This window comes from Saccharopolyspora montiporae (assembly GCF_015209505.1).
In the GTDB taxonomy this organism is placed as follows: Bacteria; Actinomycetota; Actinomycetes; order Mycobacteriales; family Pseudonocardiaceae; genus Saccharopolyspora; species Saccharopolyspora montiporae.
Genome location: NZ_JADEYC010000019.1, coordinates 167,228 through 186,582 on the forward strand (window position 1 = coordinate 167,228; position 19,355 = coordinate 186,582).

Here is a 19,355-nt window from a genome sequence, read left to right on the forward strand (position 1 = left end):
CGGTCCGGTGCGCCGGGTGCGCACCCGGTCGGCGAGGATAGCCGCTTCGCCGCGGCGGCCACCGGGCCGGGTTCAGCCGGCCTGCTCGACGGATCCCGGTGGGGCGGTCACCGCGGGGTGCCAGCCGGTGAAGGCCAGTTCGGACGCGCCCTGGGAGCCGGTGTTGACCAGGAGCCGCCCGTCGTCGCCGAGCCCGATGAGCGTGATCGTGCCGTCCGGTTCGGCGACCGCGGCCGGCTGGTCGGTGACCGCACCGCCCAGGTCGGACCAGTGCGCCCGCGGACCGATCCGTTCGGCCACGTGCACGGACCCGGCGCCGTCCCGGGTCACCCGGATCAGATCGGCCCGCGTGTGCGGACCGGGCGCCGTCAGCACCGGATCGCCGATCCCGCCGGGCCCCGGCAGCGCGTGCTGCGCGTCCCACCGCCCCTGCGGCGTCAGCGAGCGCTCGACGAACTCCCCGCCGCGGTCGGTGCGCACCAGCACCCGGACTCCGCCGTCCCGGGCCTGCTCGGCCACCGGCGCCCCGGCGGGCTTGCCCGGTCCGATCGGCACGTCCTCGGCGCGGGCTGCGCCGGCGCGCGGCACCGCCCAGTGCAGCACCCGGGCGCGGTCGGTGGCGAAGACGTGCACCGCGCCGTCCTGCCCGGGCACCACGGAAGTGCCGTCCTGGATGTCGGTGCCCCCGAGGTCGGTCCACGGCTGCCACTGCAAGGTCCCCGGCGTGCTCTCCCGGCGGACGCTGACCCCGCCGGCGGCGTTCTTCAGCGCGAGCACCAACCGGCCGTCGTCGTCGACGGTTCCCGCCGGCGGGCCCGTCTGGGTCGGATCGGTCCCGGGCGGCGTGTCCAGGACCTGCCACTGCGGGGGCCAGACGCCCATGCGGTCCTGCCGCTTGACCAGCAGCCGGGATCCGTCTTCGCTCTGCCCCACCAGCACGGGCTGGCCGCGCCCTTCGCCCAGGACGGAGAGCTGCGGACGCATCGGTTCGGGCACCGGCGCCAGCTCGGGACCGCGCCAGGCCCCTTCGGCGGTGCGCGTCCAGTGCGCGAGGGAACGGGCTTGCACGGAGAACGCCTGCACGCCGCCGCGCGCGTCCTGCACCGCCCAGGCACCGCGGCGCGGCCACCGATAGGCGCTGCGATCGCTCCAGGTGCCGTAGACGTCCCCGGTGGAGGTGAGCACGTCGTGCGCGGAATACGCCGCGAACGCGTCCCGCGTGGTGCGTTTGTCCTGATCGGACAGTCCGCCGGGCACGTCGGCCACGTTGTAGTCGCGGTAGGTCAGCACCGTCGGCGGCAGACCGTCCGCGCGGTGCGCGCCCAAGGCCTCCTTGGTCAGCTCGGCGCCTTCCACGTGGTCGGGATGGTTGTGCACCCCGACCCAGTCGCGCTGGTAGCGCTGGTCGGGCTGGTCGTCCTGCAGGCGCACCACGGTCGGCCGGAACGTGTCGAACAGCGTGGTGAGCGCATCGACCACCGCGCGGCGGTCGTAGGGCTGCGGGTGCTGCACGGTGCCGTTGAGCGGCACGGTGCTGTTCACGGTGAGCGACCCCTGCCGGTCCCGGGCCAGCCGGGTCAGCGCGTGCTCACCGAACCGCGTGTTCGCGTCGTCGGGAAGGTTGAGGAACACCAGCTTGATCTCGGGGTCCGCGCGCAGCGTGTTCAGCTCGGCGACCCGGCCCTCCCCCACCGGGATCGTGCTGCGCAGCCAGTCGTTCGGCGCCGCGGCCATCTGCGCGTAGCTGGCGCGGGTGCCTTCCTGGCGCTCGGCGCTGTAGCGGGCGGGTTCGGCCACATCGCTCTCCCCGCCGGTGAGGTAGATCGCGGTGTTCGGCCGTCCGGCGCGCAGCCCTTCGGCCAGGTCGGGGTTCATGAACAGGATGTCGTCGTCGGGATGGGCCACCACCTGCACGTAGCGGGCTTCCGGCGGAGGTTCGGGCGGGCGCGGCACGGGCTCGCGCGGCGGCGGTGCCTGGCAGGAGGCCAGGACCGCGACCGCGGCGATGACGAGCGCGACCGCCCTGCTCATCGCGGTGCCCCGCTGGCGATGCCGTCCCGGCGGCGCGCCCGGATCTGCTGTAGACCCACCCCTGCGGCCAGCAGCGCACCGCAGGCGGCTGCGGCGAGCCCGAGCCGCATGCTCGGCGGCGACCACGTCAGTTCGAGCTGACCGGAACCGTCCTGCCCGGCGGGCAGGACGACTTCGAGCAGTCCGGCCGGGCCGGCCCGGATGGGCACCTCGGCCCCGTTGAACGTCGCGGTGTACCCGGGCCAGGCGAGCTTGGCGAAGACCAGCCGACCCGGCTCGCCGGTGGTGCGCTCGACGTCGACGACCTCCCGGGTGTTGCTCACCGAAACGTCGGTGTTCGGCCGGATGTTCGGCGAGTTCCAGCTGAGGTGGCCGTCCGTGGCCGAAGCCGGTTCGTCGCGGCGCAGCACGCTGACCCGCTCCGTGCGGTCGGCGACGTGCCAGCCTTCCGGAACCGCGGGCTGCGCGATCAGCTTGTGCTGCACCACGACCGTGTCGAGCAGCAGCAGGTCGGCGAGCGGGGCCTGCGCGCCCTGCGGCGGCCGCCACAGGGCGCCGTAGGCCTCCGGGCAGGACGACCCTTCGTAGCGCATGCACAGCACGTCGGTGAACTCGTTGAATCCGAGCCCGGTGTAGGAACCGACGCTGTCCACACCGGACGGCAGGAAGGCGTTGCCAACGGCCATGTCGCGCCAGACCTCGCGCGGCCCGTCCGGGGATTCGTCGCCGTTGAGCGCGGTGTCGGCGATCTGCAGCACCCGGCCCTCGTAGCGGCCGGCGTAGTTCTCCCGCATCTCCTTCGGCGAGCTCGGGAAGAAGTAGTGCAGTTCGGTACCGCCTCCGATGAACCAGACGGCCTGCGCGCAGAACGTGAGCATCGTGCCGATCTGCAGCACCGCGACCATGCGGCCGGTTCCGCGTTTCCGGTACGCGAGAACGGCTGCGGCGATCAGGAATCCGATCACCAGCACGATGAATCCTGCTCGGCGCAACGTCGCGGGCTCGGGCAGCCGCGCGGTGGTGAAGTACACGGTCAACAGCAGGAACAGCGTCGTGCCCGCCGCCCGCACCCGCCAGCGGTCCAACCGGAGCCCGGCGGTGAGGACCACGGCCAGCAGCACGGCCGCGGCGAGGTAGCCGTAGTGCACCACGCGCAGCGGCCAGCGGAACATCCAGACCTCGGACGGGCCGATCGCCACCAGCAGGTACACGGCCGCGACCGCGAAGACGCCGGACAGCTCGCGCCAGCGCCTGCGCAGGACGCTCCAGTCGCACCAGAACGCGAGCGGGACGGCGAACCAGCAGAAGTACACGGCGGGCACGCCCACTTCGGGGATGTCCGGGACGTAGGTCGGCATGCTCAGCTGCAGCAGGTCGCCGAGGTGCGGTGTCAGATCACCGCTGTTGCTCACCCCGCCGGGCGTTCGCCACGTCATGTGCGTCGTGCGCACCAGCGGCAGATAGACCAGCGGCACGACGGTCCCGATCGCCACGGAGACCAGCAGCAGCCTCCGGGCGGCCGACCAGTGCCGCTGCAACCCCGCTTCGACGAGCAGCGCACCGAGGACCACGACCACGCCGAGCAGCCCGTAGGGGTTCCCTGCGGTCACGGCCAGGAATCCGAGCAGGAACACCCACACCGCGTTGGTGCGCCCGCGCAACATCCGCCGCGCGGCCACCCACACGTAGGGCACCCACAGGAACGCCAGCAACGCGGCGGGCCATTTGGCCGCGTCGTAGTAGAGCAGCGAGCCGGTCAGAGGCAGCGCGGTCGCCACGGCGCTGGCCGGCCACCTGCCCGCTCCGTACTCGCGGCACACCAGGTAGCAGCCCAGCCCGATCAGCGCGAGCGCCACCGTGCGCACGACGATCCCGGCCACACCCAGGTCCGCGGCGAACGAGACCCCGACCCACACCAGGGCGTTGGCCGGGTTCCACACCCCGAACAGCGTCTCGGCGGCGAGGTTTCCGCCCATCAGCAGGTCCGGGTCCAGCACCGGCGGCCAGACGCCGTCCCGGATCTGGTGGCCCAGGTGGTACCACATGGGCAGGATCTGGTTGGCCGAGTCGTCGGCGAAGTAGAACCAGCCCGGGCGCAGCACGGGCAGTTGCGCCATGGCGGCCACGAGCAGGCAGGTGACCATCGGCGCGGCCAGGCGGCCGCGGTCCCGGCCGGATCGGGGTGCCGGCGCGGTGGTCGTCTCGGCGGGGTCGGCTGCGACGCTGTGCGTCACCATGGTTTCCCAATCGTCAGCGGGTCTTCGGGGGGCGCGCTGGGGGTGCGGTTCGGCGCGGCCAGGATCAGCCGGCTCACGAGGTAGGTCGCCGGGGTGGCCAGCAGTCCGCCCAGCAGGGTGGCCGCCAGCGGGTGCACACCGGCGAGCTCGACCAGCAGCACCATCGCCGTGGTGCTGATCGCGAGGTTGGTGGCGTTCGAGGCCGGGTACAGCAGGAAGGTGCGCAGTCGGGGGCGGACGCGGAACGTGAAGTGGCAGTTGAGCAGGTAGGAGGCCGACATGGCCACCGTGGTGGCGAGTACGTGCGCGACCAGGTACGGAACCAGCTGCCAGGCGACGAGGTAGACGAGGTAGTGCACGACCGTGTTCACCACGCCCACCACGACGAACCGCGCGAACTTGCCGGTTTCGCTCAGTCCGCGCACGAGCGTCCTCCGGAGCCCGTGACCGGGTCGGTGACCAGCGGATCATCGGAGCCGGACACGATCAGACCGGTGAAGTCGTCACCGACGCTGTGCGGGAGGGCGGATTGCTGGTGCGGTGACCCACCGGACTCCTGGATGAAGTAGTGCGGGCGGTTCTTCGACTCGAAGTAGATGCGCCCCACGTATTCCCCGATGACGCCCAGGAACAGCAGCTGCATACCGCCGAATCCGGCGATGCCGACCATGAGGGTGGCGTAGCCGGGCACACCCGGATTTCCGAGCAGCCCGGACACGATCACGTAGATCGCGTAGACGAAGGCCAACAGGGTGACGGTGCTGCCGAGGTAGATCGCCGCGCGCAGCGGCTTGCTGTTGAACGACACGACGCCGTCGATGCCGTAGTTGACCAGCTTGCCGAAGCTGAAGGCGGATTCGCCGTGCTTCCGCGTGACGTTGCCGTAGGGCAGCGTCACGGTGCGAAAGCCCGCCCAGGCGAACAGGCCTTTGGAGAAGCGGTTGCTCTCCGGCATGGCCAGCACGGCGTCCGCGGCGCGGCGGGACAGCACGCGGAAGTCGCCCACCCCGTCTTCGAGCGGCACGTCGGCGAGCTTGTTGACCCCGATGTAGTACATCTTGGACAGCAGCGACCGGACCCGCGGCTCCCCGTCCCGGTCGCGGCGTGCGACGACCTGGTCGTAGCCGGAGTCGAGCAGCCCGAGCATGTCGTTGAGCAGCCACGGCGGGTGCTGCAGGTCGGCGTCCATGAGCAGCACCCGGTCCCCGGTCGCCTCGCGGATCCCGGCCAGCAGTGCGGCTTCCTTGCCGAAGTTGCGGCTCAGCGACAGGTACCGGTAGCGCCGGTCCAGCGAGCTCAGCCGCCGGGCCTCGTCGAGGGTTCCGTCGGAGCTGCCGTCGTCGACGAGCACCACCTCGTACCGGCCGACGAGGGCGGGCAGCACGGCGTTGAGCTCCTCGCGGAGCTCCTTCAAACCGCGCTCCTCGTTGAAGCACGGGACCACTACAGAAAGATCCATAACCGCTCTCGCGCAAGATCGGGGAATCCGGAAATCACCCTCGGGGAATTCGGCCGGTGGACAGGCCGGGTAAGGCGGCACAGAATGAACGGGATCCAGCAGAATGCGGAAATGATCTCGTGATCATTTTCGGCGCGGCGCCGGGTTGGCCGATATTGATCTTCGGCTGCCCCCCGGCCGCTCGGAACATCGGAGATCCGTTGCAGCGGTGGGCTTTCCGCGTGTACGGGCGTAGCATCCACCACCTCCAAGATCGTCACGCCAGGACCGGCGGACAGCCGGGTGATTGCGGCCGAACGGTGCGTGCGCAGCTGTCGCACGCGCCCGCGGGGTAGTTCGCCGAATTCCCGTTCGTCTATCGATCACGGCCCGATCGACGGTAATCCGGGGCCACCCCGGCCGCACATCGACATCATCGGGGCCACCCCATAGCGTGATCCGTGAAGACCGGACGAACCGGACACGCTGCGTATCGGCGCCGGGGCGCTCCGCGATCAGGGGGAAGCCGCCGCCGCGAGGCGTCCGCTGTGGACCTTGCCACTCCCGCCGCACAGGTATCCTCAGTGGACGTACCGGTCGGTGAAGGGTGTCAGGAGGAACGTTGAGCACATCTGGTCTGCAGGGCGCAGCCGTCGTCGTCACCGGAGCGGGATCCGGGATCGGCAGGGCCGCCGCACTGCGCTTCGCCGCCGCCGGATCCCACGTCGTGGTCGCCGACCTCGACGGGGACACCGCGGCGCGCACCGTCGACGAGATCGCCGCGGCGGGCGGCGCCGCGGTCGCCGTCGTCGGGGACCTCAGCGAGCAAGGCGTCATCGACGACGTCGTGGCCACGGCGGGGACCCGGTTCGGCGGGATCGACGTGCTGGTGAACAACGCCGGGATCATGGACACCATGTCCGCGCCGGCCGACATCACCGACGACGAGTGGGACCGGTTGATCCGGATCAACCTGACCGCCCCGTTCAAGCTGATGCGCGCGGTGATCCCGGCGATGCTGGAGAAGGGCAAGGGGTCGATCGTCAACACCGCGTCCGAAGCCAGCCTGCGCGGCAGCGCGGCGGGTGCCGCCTACACCGCGAGCAAGCACGGCGTGCTCGGGCTGACCCGCTCCGCGGCGGTCATGTACCGGGACAAGGGGATTCGGGTCAACGCGGTGGCTCCCGGCGCGACCGCGACCAACATCACCGTCGATGCCGACGCCCAAGCACCCGGGCCCGGCGTGATCGGCTCGTACATGCGCAACATCGGCCGGGTCGGCGAGGCGGACGAGCTGGCCGCGGCCATCCAGTTCCTGGCCTCCGACGAGGCCGGCAACATCAGCGGTGTGCTGCTGCCGGTGGACAACGGCTGGTCGGCGGTATGACCGGCGCACCCGGTTCCGGCGAGCGGGACCAGGTGCTCAGGCGCGCATAGCGGCGGCCAGGTACTCGAACACCCGCCCGCGCAGCCAGTCACCGGGTGCGGTGCCCGCGGCGCTGAAGTAGCCGTGCACCGCTCCCGGCTGCACGTGCAGCTCGGTGGGCACCCCGGCGCGCAACAGGCGGTGCGCGTACCCGATGTTCTCGTCCACGAACAGGTCCAAGGCGCCGACGGCCAAGAACGCCGGGGGCGCTCCGGCGAGGTCCTCCGCCCTGGCCGCCGCCGCGTAGCGGCTCACCGACGGCAGGCCCGGTTCGTGCCCGAGCAGGGCCTGCCAGCCGTACCGGTTCTGCGCGCGGGTCCACACGAACTCCCCGGCATAGGGGTTCGGGTCGGGATCGACGCAGGTGCGGTCGTCGAGCATCGGGTACACGAGCAGCTGGGCACGCAGTCCGACCTCGTCGCGGTCGCGGGCCAGCAGCGCGGCCGCAGCCGCCAACCCGCCGCCCGCGCTCTCCCCGCCGACCAGGATGCGTGCCTCGTCCACGCCCAACTCGGCCGCGTTGGCGCGCACCCAGCGCAGCGCCGTGCAGCAGTCCTCCACCGGACCGGGGTGCGGGGTCTCCGGCGCCAACCGGTAGTCGACGCTGACCACGACGCAGCCCAGCTCGGTGACCAGCTCGTCGGCCAGCGGCTGGTTCATCTCCGGAGTGCCCAGGACGTAGCCACCGCCGTGCAGCCACACCAGCACCGGGAGGTCGTGCTCGGCCGCTCCGGCGGGCCTGCTGACCAGCACGCGCACCCGCTGCGCGCCCGGGGCGGTCGCGGAGCGCTCCGTGGTGCGCACCTGCGCGGACGGCTCACCGACGTCCAGATCGCCGATGGCACCGCGCAGCACACCCAGCCGCTCGTCGCTGAGATCCACGGCGGGGAACTGCTCCACCACGAACCGCAGATCGGGGTGGACCAGATGCCGAGATGTCACGTCGCCTCCCGCACGCCGACCGGTCGATCGCGGCGACGCTACCAACCGCCCGGGGATTCGGCGTCGGGTTCGGGATCAGCCGGGGATCACCAGGCACGTGCTGCTGGCGGTGGCCAGGACCTTGCCCTGCGCGTCGCGCAGATCCGCTTCGGCGAAGGCCATGCGGCGGCCCGGTTTGCTGACCCAGCCGTGCGCGCGCAGCTCCCCGCTCCCGGCGCGGATCGGGCGCAGGTAATTCACCTTGATCTCGCCGGAGGTGTAACCGGTACCGGCGGGCAACGTGGTGTGCACGGCGCACCCGGTCGCCGAATCCAGCAGCGTGCAGGCCAGTCCACCGTGCACCGTGCCGATCGGGTTGTACACCGATTCGTCGGGCACGCAGCTGAAGACGACGTCGCCCTCGGCGACGCTGACCGCGCGGAACCCGAGCAAGCCGCCGATCGGTGCCGCGGGCAGGCGGCCTTCGGCGATCGCGGTCAGGTATTCCAACCCGGACATCTCCGCGCCCGCGGTGCTGCCCACCTGCGGGTCGTACCAGGAGACGGTCTTGCTGCGGGGCTCGCCCCAGGACTGCTGGGTGGTGCTTCCGGTGGTCGTCATGGCGGCACCCTAGCCCATCTGGGTTCGCTTATTGAACCCAGTACCATCGAGCCATGGCGCGCGAATGCTCGGTGGCCAGGAGCCTGGAAATCGTCGGCGAGCGGTGGAGCCTGCTGGTGCTGCGCGAGGTCTTCCTCGGCGTGCACCGGTTCGACCGCATCCGCGCGGCCACCGGGGCGCCCCGCGCCGTGCTGGTGCGCAGGCTGGACGCGCTGGTGGCGCACGGGGTGCTGCGCCGGGACGACTACCGCGACACCGGAGCGCGCACCCGCCAGGAGTACCGGCTCACCGAGGCGGGCCGGGAACTGCAGCCGGTGCTCACCGCGCTCATGCAGTGGGGCGACCGGCACCTGACCGGCCCGGACAGTCCCCCGCTGCGACTGCTGCACGCCGACTGCGGCAGCCCGGTGCGCGCCGAACTGCGGTGCGCACGCGGGCACCGGCTCGACGACACCGGCCGCGGGCTCGACGCGCGGCCGACCGGGTGACCGGCACCCCCGGCGTGCTGCGCCCGCCCCGGCCGCCCAGCAGACTGTCCGCGTGACGACGCGAGCGACCATGCGGGCCGTCGAGTTCGCTGAGTTCGGCGGCCCGGACGTGCTGCAGGTGCAGGAGGTCGAGGTCCCCGAGCCGGGGCCCGACGATGTGCGGGTGGCAGTGCGCTGCGCCGGGGTCAACCCCGCCGACGGCAAGCTGCGCGCGGGTGTCATGGGAAACCCGACCCTGCCGCACCGCCCGGGTCTGGAACTGTCCGGTGCGGTCGACGCCGCCGGGGCAGCTGCCGGGTTCCGCGTCGGCGACGAGGTGTTCGGCTGGGCTCGCGGCGGCGCCTACGCCGAACGCGCGCTGACCGGTGTGCTCACCCGCAAACCCGCCGAGCTGAGCTGGCAGGACGCGGGATCGCTGCCCGTCGCCGGGGAGGCGGCGCTGCGCGGGCTGCGACTGCTGCACGTCCAGCGTGGCGACGTGTTGCTGGTGCACGGAGCCGGTGGCGTGGTCGGCTCACTGGCCACTCAACTGGCCGCGACCCGCGGCGCGCGGATCCTCGGCACGTGCGGTGCGCACGATGACGACTACGTGCGTTCGCTGGGGGCGACGCCGGTGCGCTACGGACCCGGCCTGGTCGAGCGCGTGCGCCGCGTGACCCCGTGGGTGGACGCGGTGCTCGATGCCGCCGGCGCCGGAGTACTGGGCGATTCGACGGTGCTGCGCGGCAGCACCGAGCGGATCATCACGCTGGCCGATCCGGCCGCCGACGAGCACGGGGTGGTCTTCTCCGGCGGCAAGCCCGGCGACCGCACCACCGGTGTGCTCACCGATCTCGCCGAGCAGGTGGTGGCCGGCAGGCTCGTGCTGCGGCACGCGCGCAGCTATCCGCTCACCGACGCGGCCCGGGCGCACCGGGACAGCGAAACCGGCGGGCATTCCGGCAAGCTCACCCTGGACGTGTCCTAGGACCGAGCCGGTTCGATGCACGGCCGATGATCGGGGGTCGCGGTCCACCACGCGCACACCCGGCCGGCGACCTCGACCGCGGGCCGCCAGCGGACCTCCTCCTGCCGACCACCGCACGTCGCCTGCTCGGCCCGCGCACCGCTCCCGGCGAGGCGGGCGGTCGAGCACCAGTTGGCGTTGGCGGTCCGGGTGACCTGCACGACCGCACCGCCGTCGCCGGCCGGATGCAGCTGCACGCAGGTCACGCCCAGCGAGCTGCCGCGGTTGCCGGCGCAGGAACGCTGCACCCCGGCCTCGGGCCAGGCCGCCGCGCTCACCGCCGCGCTGCAGGCCAGCAGCAGTGCCACCGCGCCGAACAGCACCTTCCGCAGCAACCGAAGCCCCTCCCGCCGGTGCGCAGATGCTACGAGCGCGTCCCGGGCGCGGCCACCGAGACCCGGTCCGGTACCGCTCCCCCGCGCCGAGCGGGCACACTCGGGGCTACGCAGCAGAACAGGAGGCCGACAGTGGCTCTGGACGGCGAGTACGAACCGAACGCCTGGGATTGGGTGGCCGACCACGTCGCCCGCTACGAGGCCAGCGGCGGTGCGGACGGCGGCACGATGAAGGACCGCCCCTGCGTGGTGCTGACCACCAAGGGTGCCCGGTCCGGCAAGACGCGCAAGGTGCCGGTGATGCGGGTCAGCGACGGCGAGCGGTACGCGGTGGTGGCCTCGCTGGGCGGTGCCCCGAACAATCCGGTGTGGGCGAACAACCTCATGACGTTCCCGCAGGACGTCCGCTTGCAGGACGGGCCGCGCGTGCTGGACTGCACCGCGCACCTCGCCGAGGGGGCGGAGCGCGCCACGTGGTGGGACCGCGCGGTGGCGGCGTTCCCGGAGTACGCCGAGTACCAGGGCAAAACCGACCGGGTGATCCCGGTCTTCGTGCTGGAGCCGGTGGCCGGATGACCGGAACCGGGGGCGGCCGCCGGATCGCGGGGCCGCCCACCGGTCACAGCGGGTGCAGCTCGGGCAGGTTCACCACGATCGCTTCCTGGGTGCTGCGCGAGATCACCACCACCGCTTCGGTGGACGGGTCCGGATTCTCCTCGCGGTGCGGGACGTACGGCGGCACGAAGACGAAATCGCCGGGTTCGGTGCGCAGCCGGACCTCGCCGGTCCCGTCGTGGAAGACGAACTCGGGGTTGCCGCGCACCACGTAGATCGAGGTCTCGGATTCGCCGTGGTGGTGGTCGCCCGACGCGGCCCCCGGCGCGACGCGGGTCTCGCCGGTCCAGATGCGCTCCGAGCCGACCGCGTCCCCGCTGATGGCCGCGAGCCGCGTCATGCCCGCGGTCTGCGCGGTGCGCCCGTCCAGGTCGGCACCCCGGACGTGGTGCAGCCGCGTGCGCAGCACCGCGCGCTCCGCGGCGTCGAGATGCGGGTGGAAGGCGTCGCTCATCGCAGTCCTCCGTGTCGTGCTCCGCGCCGGTTCGCGGTCGGCCTCGGTTCACCGAACCGCGAGGCGCAGCACGCGTCAAGGAGTGCCGACGGTTCCCGCGCAGCGTGTCAGCGGCAGCCGTCCGGTGGCGGCATCCCGGCGAAGCGGGCGCCGATCCACTGCAGCGCCTCGGGGGCGGACTGCCGGACGACCGTGTCGTGCCCGCCCGGGTACTCGCGGTACTGCACCGGCGTCGCGTGTCGGCACTGCTCGGCGACGACGGCGTCGACGGTCTTCGCGGCCACCAAGGCGTCCGCGGCCCCGGACACCACGAAAAGCGGCGCGGCCAACGGCGCATCGTCGTACCGGTTGTGCTGGATGAACCGGCGCACCGCGGGATTCTCGGTCGCATCCGGCCTGAGGTACTCGTCGGCGGTCCCGCGCGCCCCGAGCGCCTCACCGACGCCCATGCACCCGTCGTGCACGGAGCGCTCGTACTGGCGCATGCCCGCCGGAGTGAGGATTTCCTGCGGGTGGAACCCCGGGTCCTGCACGGCGAGCGCGTAGGCGATGTAGGGCAGATAGGACGCGACACCGGGACGGTCGCCGAGCTCGGGAAGCACGGTGTCCAGCGGGGTCGCCGGCGCCAGCGCCACGGCGCCGACCAGCTCGCCGACCGGTTCCGCGGTCTGCTGCGCGGCGGCACCCCACGCGGCCTGCCCGCCCTGCGAGTGCCCGGCCACGACCCACCGGTCGCTGAGCCCGCTGACGGCCTCACCCGCTGCGGCGGTCGCGTAGCGCACGTCGTTGGCGTTGGCCGGCATGGTGTTGAACTCGTGGTCGCGCCCGGCGCCCAGGCCCGAGTAGTCGGTGGCGACGACCGCGTAACCCCAGTCGAGGTAGTCCGCGAAGCGGCCTCCGCCGTGCAGGTCGCGCATCAGGGTGGGCGCGCAGTCGGGCTCGACCCCGGTCGCACCGTGCGCCCAGCTGATCACCGGCCACCCGCCCTCGGGTGGGGGACCGCCCGGGGTGAGCACCGCCGCCGAGGTGGCGGTGGGCTCGTGCTGCGCCGAGCGGGATTCGTACACGATGCGGGTGGCGCGCACACCGTCCGGGAGGGACCAGCCGCCGAACGGCTCCGCGCGCAGCAGCGTGCCCGGTTCCGCACCGGTGGGTTCGGCCGCGTAGAACCCGTCCCGCGGCAGGGCGTTCGCCGTCTGCTCGGCTTCGGCCCGCTCCACGACCCGGTCGGACGGTTCGGACCCCGCGCCGGTACTCCGCCCGGACTGCGGGTCGGCCCCGCAGCCGGCGAGCGCCGCCAGCACTCCGGCGGCGGTAGCGGCGAACCACCCGCGTCGGTGCGCCATGCGCTGTTCCCCTCCCGGTGCTGCCGGTGCGGGACGGGATCGACGGTGCGCACCGGCCGCCGCCGTTCCGGCATGTCGGCCGTCCTCGTTGTACAGCGGGCAATCCGACCCGACAAGGTCGAAAAGCACTACGCACACGGCTGGTTGACCGTCATGGCAGCGCGTGTTCGATGCGCGGCAGGGCGGTTCGCGCCGGGGTCAGCGCGGGGTGAGCACCAGCACCGGAATCTCCCGCTCGGTCCAGGACCGGTACTTGGCGAAGTCGGCGTAGTGCTCGACCAGCCGTTCCCACAGGTCGTCCCGCTCCCGGCCCACGGCCTCACTCGCCCGGACTGCGACACCGCGCCTGCCGGGCAGGTGGACGCGGGTTTCCGGGTGCGCTAGCAGGTTGAAGTACCACTGCGGGTGCTGCGGCAGTCCGCCCTGGGAGGCGACCACGACGAGGTCGTCCCCGCGCCGCAGGTACAGCAGCGGAGTGGTGAACACTCGCCCGGACTTGCGGCCGCGGTGCTCCAGCAGCAGCGTCGGGACGGGTTTGCGCAGACCGGCCCCGACGCGCCACATCCTGCCGATGCGCCCGTTGGTGGCCCGGAAGACCCGCACCTGGATCCGGGCCATGTACTTGATCATCGCGGCCGTGATCGGTGAATGGAGGCCGCGCGGTGCCTCATCGGGCAGGCTGAACCGTCCCATGGCGACTCCTGCGCAGGTCAGCGGTCGGTGGGCTGCGGCGCGGTGCTGCCGCCGAGCGGCATCGGGTCCAGGCCGAGCTTGCGGTGGTCCCAGGAGCGGGTCCGCTCGACGTCCAGCCGCACGGCGACCCGGTTGTGCAACATCGTCTCCACGAAGGGACGAACCTCCTCGTCGTAGGGACCGTGGTAGCGCTCCCAGATGCCCACGCCGACCGCCCAAAGCGCCTGCGGATCCTCGACGATCTCGGCACGACCTTCCAGCGACACACCGCGTAGCGCGTCGTAGGTCAGCCCGTCCTCCAGGAGCACGGTGACCCGCGGGTCCCGGCGGATGTTGCGCGCCTTCTGCGCCTTGGCCTTGGTCTCGAACCACAGCACGCCGTCGAGGACGGCGAACCACATGGCGACCGCGTGCGGATGGCCGGTCGGGCCCAGCGACGCCAGGACCGCCGTGCGCCGGGCCGCCACGTGGTCGGTGATCTCCGCGGAGGTCATCTCGACCTGGGAACGCTGGTTCTTCCCCACCCGTGCCCGTCCTTTCCCGGTCGCGCCGTGCCGGACGTGGGCCCGTCGGCGATGCCCGATGCGCGGACAACCTACTGATCCGTCCCGCCGCCCGGTGGGGACGTCCCGCTGACCGGTATGGCGCAAGACGCGACCGTCAGCGGCACGTGTCGGGGGGTTCCTGCCCGGCGAACCGGTCGGCGATCCACTGCAGCTGGTCCTCGGCCGACTCCGTGACGAGCGAATCGTGCGTGCCGGCGTACTCGCGGTACTGCACGGGGGTCTCCTGGCCGCACTGCCGGTCGGCGGCACCGGCGACCGTGTCCGCAGGCACCGAGGTGTCCTGCGCGCCGGAGACCGCGAACAGTGGGACGTCGAGCGGCTCGGTGTCGTACTCGTTCTGCTCGATCAGCCGCTGCACCGCCGGGTTGTCGTTCACCTCCGGCTTGAGGTACTCGGCGGGGGTCGCCGCACCGGTCAGCGCGATCGCCGAGGGCAGGCAGCCGTCGTTGACGTACCGGTCGTAGTTCTGCATCCCCGCATCGGTGAGCATGTCCTGGGGCTGAAAATCCGGATTCTGCAACGCGATCGCGTAGGCGAGGTAGGGCAGGTACACGGCCGAACCCGGTGTGCGGCTCAACTCGGGCATCGCCTGGTCGATGCGGGTCGCCGGGGCCAGCGAAACCGCACCCACGAGCTCGCCGACCGGGTCGGCCGTCTGCTGCTTCGCCGCGCCCCACGCGGCCTGCCCGCCCTGGGAGTGTCCGGCCGCCACCCAGCGGTCGCCGAGCCCCGGGACGGCCTCCGCTGCCGCCGCGATCGAGTAGCGCACATCGTTGGCGTTGGCCGGCATCGTGTCGTACTCGTGCCCCTCGCCCGCGCCCAGACCCGCGTAGTCGGTGGCGACCACGGCGTATCCGTGCGCGACGTACTCGGCGAGCACGTCGCCGTAGTAGAGGTCCTTCATCAGGCTCGGGGCGCATTGCGGCGCCACACCGCTCGTGCCGTGCGCCCACCCGATGACCGGCCATCCCCCCTCGGGTGGTTCGCCTTCCGGAGTCACGACCGCGCCCGAGGTCACCACCGGCTGCTCCTCGGCCGACCGCGACTCGTACACCATCCGGGTGCCCTGCATCCCGGGGGGCAAGTGCCAACCGCGGAACGGTTCGGCTCGCAGCAGCGTTCCCGGGTCGGCCCCGCTGGGCTCCGCCGAGTAGAACCCGTCGCGCGGCAGCGCGTTGGCGTCCTCGTCCCGCTTCGCCTCCTCCGGTGTCTGGTCCTGCACCTCGGAAGGCGGCTGCTGCACCGGGTTTCCGGGCGACTGGTCCGCGGGACCGGCCCCAGGGGGCGGAGCGGGCGGATCGGGCTGCCCAGCACAGCCACCGACGGCCGCGAGGACACCGGCGATGATCAGGGCCAGACCCGTGCGTCGGTCCGCAGACATCGGACGCCTCCTCCCGGGGGACGACGCTGCGGGGCGCGCTTTCTCCCCGGTCGATCATCGGGGAACGCTGCCCGGCTCCCCGGTTGTACAGCTCCGCGACGATGCCCCACAAGCTGTGCCCGCCTCCCGCGACCCGACCGGCTGAGTTCGCGGAAATGATGTTTCAGCGCGGATTTCCCAATGCGCCGGCCCTCCACGCCGGGAAGCGGCGCGTCACCGGCCCCTGCGGGCACGGTGCGTCTCTCGCGCACCGCGAGCACCCGCAGGATCAGTCGACCACGCAGTCGAGCAGGTAGCCGCCGTCCGCCGCTCTGCGCACCCCGTGCACGTCGGACTCGAAACCCGGGAGCCGCCGGTCGAAGTCCTGCAACGCCGCGAACAGCGGTGCTTCGGTTCCGTTCGTCCCGCAGCGCGCCCCGCAGCTGTCGCACAGCAGACGTGCGGCTTTCTCGACGGTCTTCTTCGCGGCGGCGGTGGTCCGGGCCTGCCGAACCGCCGTTGACTCGGTGCGGGGCACCGATTCTCCGTTTTCCGGGAACCGCGTTGCTGCCGCGTCGGGGCCGGCTCGGCGGGCAGCGGGAAGGTGAGCAGCGCGGTGTCGATTCGTTCCCGCCCCTCCAGGATATGTGCGACCTGCCCAGCACGAATCCGCCGAGCATGAGATCGGAAAACCCCCGTCGAACGCTGTTTCCCGATGATATTCCGCGATTCCTATTCCACGTCGAATCGGGCTGCGCGCCGCATATTCCTGCGGGGTCGAATTCCGGTCGCACGTTCCGCTCACTGTTCCGGGGGCGGCCCGACTCCGAGCCAGTGGGACGAGCCGTGGACCAGCCGCCGCCGTGCTGCCACCGTGGCGCGCACCCAACGGAAGAGGTGCTCCATGCCCGCTCACCCGACGGTCTGCATCATCGGCGCCGGCTGCTCCGGGTTCACCACGGCCAAGCGGCTGGCCGAGCACGGCATCCCCTACGACTGCTTCGAGGAATCGGACGACATCGGTGGGAACTGGTACTTCGACAACCCCAACGGCCGGTCCGCGTGCTACGAGTCGCTGCACATCGACACCTCGACGACCCGGCTGCAATTCGAGGACTTCCCGGCCGGGGCGGACTGGCCGCACTTCCCGCACCACAGCCTCATCCACTCCTACTTCCGCGATTACGTCGACCACTTCGGGTTGCGCGACTCGATCACGTTCAACACCTCGGTGCAGCACGCTTCGCGGACCGATGCCGGAACGTGGCGGATCGTGCTGGACACCGGCCAGGTCCGGGAGTACGACGCGCTCGTGGTCGCCAACGGGCACCACTGGTCCCCGCGGATCCCGCAGCACCCGGGCACCTTCGACGGAGTGACCCTGCACAGCCACCAGTACCGCAGCCCGTTCGAACCGGTGGACATGCGCGGCAAGCGCGTCGTCGTCGTGGGGATGGGCAACTCGGGGCTGGACATCGCCGCCGAGCTCTCGCACCGCTCGATCGCCGAGCACGTGTGGGTGTCGGCCCGGCGCGGCGTGTGGGTGCTGGCGAAGTACCGGGGTGGCAAACCCGCGGACAAGATGATGATGCCGCCCTGGATGCCGAAGCGGCTCGGGCTGCGACTGGCACGCCGCGCGATCCGCAAATCGCTGGGCAACATGGCCGACTACGGGCTGCCCGAACCGGATCACGAACCGCTGTCGGCGCACCCGTCGGTGAGCGTCGATTTCCTCGCCAAGGCAGGATCCGGTGACCTGACCTGCGTCCCGGAGATCGAGCGGTTGGACGGTGACGCCGTGGTCTGCACCGACGGCACCCGCGTCCGAGCGGACGTCATCGTGTTCGCCACCGGGTACGACATGCGGTTCCCGTTCTTCGACGATCCCGCGCTGCTGCCGGACGAGCAGCACCGGATGCCGCTGTTCAAGCGCATGATGCGCCCCGGGATCGACAACCTGTACTACGCGGGCCTGGCGCAGGCGTCGCCGACGATCGTCAACCTCGCCGAACAGCAGAGCAAGCTCATCGCCGAGCACCTGGACGGCAGTTACCGGCTTCCGGGGCCGGCTGCCATGGCCTCGGCCATCGAGCGGGACGAGAAGGCGCACCTCGCGCAGTACTACAGCGCACCCCGGCACACCATCCAGGTCGACTTCGCCCGCTACGTCCGCGACCTGCACAAGGAACTCGCCGCGGGGCGCAAGCGCGTCGGGGCGCGGGCGCGGTGACCGTCGAGGGGCGCTGCGCGCCGCGATTCGCCGCGGTGCGCCGGCTACTGGCCGAGCGCCTGGCATCCGGTGCGGACGTCGGGGCGTCGGTGTGCGTCATCCGGGACGGCGACGTGCTCGTGGACCTGTGGGGCGGGCTGGCCGACGCGGAGCGCGGGATCCCGTGGACGGCGGACACGCTGGTCAACACGTATTCGCTGACCAAGACGATGACTGCCCTGGTCGCGCTGGCGCTCGTCGATCGCGGGGCGCTGGACCCGGATGCGCCCGTCGCCGAGTACTGGCCGGAGTTCGCCGCCGCGGGCAAGCAGGACGTGCTGGTGCGGCACGTCCTGGGCCACACCAGCGGGGTGTGCACCTGGGCGGATCCGATATCACTGCCCGAGCTCTACGACGCGCGGGCAGCGGCGGCGAAGCTCGCCGCGCAACCGCCCCGCTGGACGCCCGGTGACGGGTCCGGGTACCAGGCGATCAACCACGGGCACCTGGTCGGCGAGATCGTCCGCCGGATCACCGGGCGCTCGCTGGGCACCGTGCTGCGGGAGGAGTTCTGCGCACCGGCCGGCGCCGACTACTGGCTCGGGGCCCCGGACGACGTGCATCCGCGCGTCGCGGCACTCGTCGCAGCACCGCCGCCTGCCGGTGCACCGCGAGCCACCGGGTTGGCGGCCGAGGTACTGGGCAATCCCGTCGTGCCACCGTCGATCACCGGCACGCGCCCGTTCCTGGCCGCCGAGATCGGCGGGATGAACGGGCAGGGCAACGCGCGTTCGGTGGCCGAGCTGCAATCCGTCGTCTCGCACGGTGGTGTCCGCGACGGACACCGGTTCCTCTCCGAAGACGTGCTGGAGCGCATCTTCGACGTGCAGTCCTCCGGCGTCGACCGAGTGCTCGGCGTGCCGCTGCGGTTCGGGCTCGGTTACGCGCTGCCCGCACCGGCTGCGATGCCCGCGGTGCCCCGGGGCCGGGTCTGCTGGTGGACCGGGTTCGGCGGTTCGGTCGTGGTCAACGATCTCGACCGCCGCCTGACGGTGGCTTACGTGATGAACAGGCTGCACCGCCCGCTGATCGGCGCCCCGAACGCCACCGCCTACCTCGACGCCGTCTACGCCGCGGCCGATCGGTGAGGACGGGGTGACGCCGCTCGGCGGACGGACGAGCCGTCGCGTCCCGGTGCTCCCGGCAGCGCATCCGCGGGGAGCACCACCGGCCCCGGTCTCCCGGCGGGACCGGTACCGCCGAACGGGCCACGCCGGTGCGGGCGCGGCGATCGGGGCTGTGCAACGGCTTCCCACCAGATAGGAACGCGCCGCACGTCCCAGAGCGTGGTCGACTGTTGACCGCCCGCGATCGCGGATCGAAGATCTGTGGCCATGTCGTGGTTGCCCACCCTGGTGGCTCGGCTGCACGTGGACCTGCAGCACCAAGCCAGCGCACTGTGTAGCGACAGCCCGCGGGCCTGACCGGACCCGCCCGTCCTCCGGACGACCCCACCTCCCGTCCTCGCCCTCCGCACACCGGATCACGGCCGCACCGCGCCGTTCCCGGTGCCACGGCGCGCGTCTCCCGCACCTCGTCGTCCGGTCTC

General features: G+C 72.1%; 19 protein-coding genes. 6 read left to right on the top strand and 13 right to left on the bottom strand.

Annotated features, from left to right (window positions below; all coding sequences use genetic code 11):
• Positions 1 to 72: 72 nt before the first annotated feature.
• From IQ251_RS12880 to IQ251_RS12895, 4 genes are read right to left on the bottom strand one after another with little or no spacing between them, the layout of a single operon-like run.
• Positions 73 to 2,031: a PIG-L family deacetylase gene (locus tag IQ251_RS12880; protein ID WP_193928770.1), complete on the bottom strand. Its 1,959-nt coding sequence runs from the start codon at positions 2,029 to 2,031 to the stop codon at positions 73 to 75.
• Positions 2,028 to 4,268, bottom strand: coding sequence for a hypothetical protein (locus tag IQ251_RS12885; RefSeq protein ID WP_193928771.1), 2,241 nt, complete (start codon positions 4,266 to 4,268; stop codon positions 2,028 to 2,030). The genes IQ251_RS12880 and IQ251_RS12885 overlap by 4 nt, the downstream gene beginning before the upstream one ends.
• A complete protein-coding gene (locus IQ251_RS12890) occupies positions 4,262 to 4,693 on the bottom strand; it encodes a GtrA family protein (protein ID WP_370591372.1) in 432 nt (143 codons plus the stop codon). The genes IQ251_RS12885 and IQ251_RS12890 overlap by 7 nt, the downstream gene beginning before the upstream one ends.
• Positions 4,681 to 5,727: a glycosyltransferase family 2 protein gene (locus tag IQ251_RS12895; protein WP_193928772.1), complete on the bottom strand. Its 1,047-nt coding sequence runs from the start codon at positions 5,725 to 5,727 to the stop codon at positions 4,681 to 4,683. Before IQ251_RS12895 ends, IQ251_RS12890 begins: the two co-directional genes overlap by 13 nt.
• Positions 5,728 to 6,328: 601 nt before the next feature.
• On the opposite strand from IQ251_RS12895, the gene IQ251_RS12900 reads away from it, so the two are divergent.
• Entirely contained in the window at positions 6,329 to 7,093 is a 765-nt protein-coding gene (locus tag IQ251_RS12900) for an SDR family NAD(P)-dependent oxidoreductase (RefSeq protein ID WP_193928773.1), read from the top strand.
• Positions 7,094 to 7,129: 36 nt separating this feature from the next.
• On the opposite strand, the gene IQ251_RS12905 is transcribed toward IQ251_RS12900, so the two are convergent.
• Positions 7,130 to 8,074: an alpha/beta hydrolase gene (locus tag IQ251_RS12905; RefSeq protein ID WP_193928774.1), complete on the bottom strand. Its 945-nt coding sequence runs from the start codon at positions 8,072 to 8,074 to the stop codon at positions 7,130 to 7,132.
• A 75-nt stretch (positions 8,075 to 8,149) separates the two neighbouring features.
• A complete protein-coding gene (locus tag IQ251_RS12910; protein ID WP_193928775.1) occupies positions 8,150 to 8,674 on the bottom strand; it encodes a PaaI family thioesterase in 525 nt (174 codons plus the stop codon).
• Positions 8,675 to 8,727: 53 nt separating this feature from the next.
• On the opposite strand from IQ251_RS12910, the gene IQ251_RS12915 reads away from it, so the two are divergent.
• Both IQ251_RS12915 and IQ251_RS12920 read left to right on the top strand, forming a co-directional pair.
• Entirely contained in the window at positions 8,728 to 9,162 is a 435-nt protein-coding gene (locus IQ251_RS12915; RefSeq protein WP_193928776.1) for a winged helix-turn-helix transcriptional regulator, read from the top strand.
• Positions 9,163 to 9,232: 70 nt separating this feature from the next.
• On the top strand, positions 9,233 to 10,129 hold the full coding sequence (locus tag IQ251_RS12920; RefSeq protein ID WP_193928821.1) for an NADP-dependent oxidoreductase: 897 nt from the start codon (positions 9,233 to 9,235) through the stop codon (positions 10,127 to 10,129).
• Here IQ251_RS12920 and IQ251_RS12925 read toward each other — a convergent pair.
• The gene (locus tag IQ251_RS12925) at positions 10,126 to 10,503 is read right to left on the bottom strand and encodes a hypothetical protein (RefSeq protein WP_193928777.1); all 378 of its coding nucleotides are present in this window, start codon (positions 10,501 to 10,503) and stop codon (positions 10,126 to 10,128) included. The genes IQ251_RS12920 and IQ251_RS12925 overlap by 4 nt on opposite strands.
• Before the next feature lie 132 nt (positions 10,504 to 10,635).
• Here IQ251_RS12925 and IQ251_RS12930 point away from each other — a divergent pair, with 132 nt between their 5' ends.
• Positions 10,636 to 11,079, top strand: a complete 444-nt coding sequence (locus IQ251_RS12930) for a nitroreductase family deazaflavin-dependent oxidoreductase (protein ID WP_193928778.1) — start codon at positions 10,636 to 10,638, stop codon at positions 11,077 to 11,079.
• A 43-nt stretch (positions 11,080 to 11,122) separates the two neighbouring features.
• Here IQ251_RS12930 and IQ251_RS12935 read toward each other — a convergent pair whose 3' ends face one another.
• The 6 genes from IQ251_RS12935 to IQ251_RS12960 form a co-directional block, all read right to left on the bottom strand.
• A complete protein-coding gene (locus IQ251_RS12935; RefSeq protein ID WP_193928779.1) occupies positions 11,123 to 11,572 on the bottom strand; it encodes a cupin domain-containing protein in 450 nt (149 codons plus the stop codon).
• A gap of 107 nt (positions 11,573 to 11,679) precedes the next feature.
• Entirely contained in the window at positions 11,680 to 12,918 is a 1,239-nt protein-coding gene (locus IQ251_RS12940) for a lipase family protein (protein ID WP_193928780.1), read from the bottom strand.
• 198 nt (positions 12,919 to 13,116) lie between these two features.
• Positions 13,117 to 13,611: a nitroreductase family deazaflavin-dependent oxidoreductase gene (locus IQ251_RS12945; protein WP_193928781.1), complete on the bottom strand. Its 495-nt coding sequence runs from the start codon at positions 13,609 to 13,611 to the stop codon at positions 13,117 to 13,119.
• A 17-nt stretch (positions 13,612 to 13,628) separates the two neighbouring features.
• On the bottom strand, positions 13,629 to 14,135 hold the full coding sequence (locus IQ251_RS12950) for a pyridoxamine 5'-phosphate oxidase family protein (protein ID WP_193928782.1): 507 nt from the start codon (positions 14,133 to 14,135) through the stop codon (positions 13,629 to 13,631).
• A gap of 136 nt (positions 14,136 to 14,271) precedes the next feature.
• A complete protein-coding gene (locus IQ251_RS12955) occupies positions 14,272 to 15,558 on the bottom strand; it encodes an alpha/beta fold hydrolase (protein WP_193928783.1) in 1,287 nt (428 codons plus the stop codon).
• Between the two features lie 268 nt (positions 15,559 to 15,826).
• Positions 15,827 to 16,075: an Orn/Lys/Arg family decarboxylase gene (locus tag IQ251_RS12960; protein WP_193928784.1), complete on the bottom strand. Its 249-nt coding sequence runs from the start codon at positions 16,073 to 16,075 to the stop codon at positions 15,827 to 15,829.
• Between the two features lie 366 nt (positions 16,076 to 16,441).
• Between IQ251_RS12960 and IQ251_RS12965 the strand changes: the two genes are divergently transcribed.
• Positions 16,442 to 17,767, top strand: a complete 1,326-nt coding sequence (locus tag IQ251_RS12965; protein WP_193928785.1) for a flavin-containing monooxygenase — start codon at positions 16,442 to 16,444, stop codon at positions 17,765 to 17,767.
• Complete coding sequence (locus IQ251_RS12970) at positions 17,764 to 18,894, top strand: serine hydrolase domain-containing protein (RefSeq protein WP_193928786.1); 1,131 nt, start codon at positions 17,764 to 17,766, stop codon at positions 18,892 to 18,894. Before IQ251_RS12965 ends, IQ251_RS12970 begins: the two co-directional genes overlap by 4 nt.
• Positions 18,895 to 19,355 lie beyond the last annotated feature (461 nt).

Coding starts and splice junctions, on each gene's coding strand:
- IQ251_RS12940 (WP_193928780.1), bottom strand. CDS start 12,918: ATGGCGCACCGACGCGGGTGGTTCGCCGCTACCGCCGCCGGAGTGCTG.
- IQ251_RS12910 (WP_193928775.1), bottom strand. CDS start 8,674: ATGACGACCACCGGAAGCACCACCCAGCAGTCCTGGGGCGAGCCCCGC.
- IQ251_RS12945 (WP_193928781.1), bottom strand. CDS start 13,611: ATGGGACGGTTCAGCCTGCCCGATGAGGCACCGCGCGGCCTCCATTCA.
- IQ251_RS12955 (WP_193928783.1), bottom strand. CDS start 15,558: ATGTCTGCGGACCGACGCACGGGTCTGGCCCTGATCATCGCCGGTGTC.
- IQ251_RS12920 (WP_193928821.1), top strand. CDS start 9,233: ATGCGGGCCGTCGAGTTCGCTGAGTTCGGCGGCCCGGACGTGCTGCAG.
- IQ251_RS12935 (WP_193928779.1), bottom strand. CDS start 11,572: ATGAGCGACGCCTTCCACCCGCATCTCGACGCCGCGGAGCGCGCGGTG.
- IQ251_RS12895 (WP_193928772.1), bottom strand. CDS start 5,727: ATGGATCTTTCTGTAGTGGTCCCGTGCTTCAACGAGGAGCGCGGTTTG.
- IQ251_RS12965 (WP_193928785.1), top strand. CDS start 16,442: ATGCCCGCTCACCCGACGGTCTGCATCATCGGCGCCGGCTGCTCCGGG.
- IQ251_RS12885 (WP_193928771.1), bottom strand. CDS start 4,268: ATGGTGACGCACAGCGTCGCAGCCGACCCCGCCGAGACGACCACCGCG.
- IQ251_RS12880 (WP_193928770.1), bottom strand. CDS start 2,031: ATGAGCAGGGCGGTCGCGCTCGTCATCGCCGCGGTCGCGGTCCTGGCC.
- IQ251_RS12915 (WP_193928776.1), top strand. CDS start 8,728: ATGGCGCGCGAATGCTCGGTGGCCAGGAGCCTGGAAATCGTCGGCGAG.